The following is a 1,750-nucleotide window of genomic DNA, read 5'->3' as shown; positions in this document are numbered from 1 at the left end:
CGCGCGCAGGTGGCGCGCCTGCTCGAGCTCGTCGGCCTCGCCGAGTTCGGCGGGCACCGCCCGCACGAGGTGTCCGGCGGGATGGCGCAGCGCGCGTCCCTCGCCCGCGCCCTGGCGCGCAACCCCGAGGTGCTGCTGCTCGACGAGCCCTTCGGCGCGCTCGACGCCCTCACCCGCCTGAAGATGCAGGACCTGCTGCTCGACGTGCACTCGGCCGAGCCGACCACCGTGCTGCTCGTCACGCACGACGTCGACGAGGCGCTCCAGCTGGCCGACCGGATCGTGCTGCTCGGCACCGACGGCGACGCGCCGGGGGCCGGCATCCGCCAGACCGTCGTCGTGCCGGGCCACCGGCCCCGCGACCGCGGCTCCGCCGAGCTCGCCGAGCTCCGCGGGCGCCTGCTCGACGGACTCGGCATCGACCGGCACGGCGCCGCACGCGGCATCCAGGCCACCACGACCATCCCGCACTACCCGTACTGACCGGCGACGACGGCCCGACCACAGCACCGCCGTCGACGTCGCACCCCCACCCACCGAGAAGGAGCCACCCGTGTCCCGCACCACCGTCTTCCGCACCGCGCTCGTCGCGGGCGCCGCAGCGACCGCGCTGCTGCTGTCCGGCTGCGTCGCCGGCGAGAACCAGTCCGCCGAGGCCGTCGCCGAGGGCGACTCGCTCGAGGGCCAGGCGCTGAACATCGACTTCGCGACGTACAACCCGCTGAGCCTCATCATCAAGGACCAGGGATGGCTCGAGGACGAGGGCCTCGAGGTCACCTGGGTCCAGTCGGCCGGCTCGAACAAGGCCAACGAGGCGCTGCGCGCCGGCGCGATCGACGTGGGTTCGACCGCCGGCTCGGCGGCGCTCCTCGCACGCGCCAACGGCTCGCCGATCAAGACCATCGACATCTACTCGCAGCCCGAGTGGTCGGCGATCGTGGCCGGCCCGGGCAGCGAGATCGACGAGGTCGCCGACCTGGAGGGCAGGACGGTCGCCGCGACCAAGGGCACCGACCCGTACTTCTTCCTGCTGCAGACGCTCGAGGCCGAGGGCCTCGAGCCGGGCGACATCACGGTCGAGAACCTGCAGCACGCCGACGGCTGGGCCGCGCTGCAGAACGGCGCGGTCGACGCGTGGGCGGGCCTCGACCCGATCATGGCCGGCGCCGAGGAGGCGGGCGCCTCCCTCATCTACCGCAACGTCGACTTCAACAGCTACGGCTTCCTCAACGCCACCGAGTCGTTCCTCGAGGAGAAGCCCGCCCTCGCGCAGCTCGTGATCGACGCCTACGAGCGGGCGCGCGTCTGGGCGGCCGAGAACCCCGAGGAGACCGCCGCGATCCTCGCCGAGGTCGCCGGCCTCGACGAGTCCATCGCCTCGAAGGTGATCCTCGAGCGTTCGAACCTCGATGTCGACCCGGTCCCCGGCGACGCCCAGGTCGCGCTGCTCGAGAAGATCGGCCCGGTCTTCGTCGAGCTCGGCGACGTCGCCTCGCAGGACCAGGTCGACGACGCGCTCGCGACCCTCATCGACGACTCGTTCGTCACGCAGGCGGACCCCGAGCGGTTCGCGAAGTAGCCGTCACCCAGCCGAGGGAGCAGACCATGACGACGGATGCCGCGAAGACGACGGACACGGAACGCTCGGGCCTGCCCGACGGCTCGGTCGGGTCGGCCTTCGCGGCACCCGTCGCGGTCGGCGGCCGGGCGGTCGCCGCGGCGGATGCCACGGGGCCGGTGGGCATCGACG

2 protein-coding genes are annotated in these 1,750 nt (G+C 73.1%); both read left to right on the top strand.

Going from position 1 to position 1,750, the window contains the following annotated elements:
- On the top strand, positions 1 to 483 hold a 483-nt coding region (locus ESO86_RS16440; RefSeq protein WP_165308160.1), incomplete at its 5' end, for an ABC transporter ATP-binding protein.
- 70 nt (positions 484 to 553) lie between these two features.
- A complete protein-coding gene (locus ESO86_RS16435) occupies positions 554 to 1,579 on the top strand; it encodes an aliphatic sulfonate ABC transporter substrate-binding protein (RefSeq protein WP_129235901.1) in 1,026 nt (341 codons plus the stop codon).
- The last annotated feature ends 171 nt before the right edge of the window (positions 1,580 to 1,750 follow it).

This window comes from Agromyces binzhouensis (assembly GCF_004135055.1).
GTDB lineage: Bacteria > Actinomycetota > Actinomycetes > Actinomycetales > Microbacteriaceae > Agromyces > Agromyces binzhouensis.
This window is presented reverse-complemented; position numbering and strand designations above follow the sequence as displayed.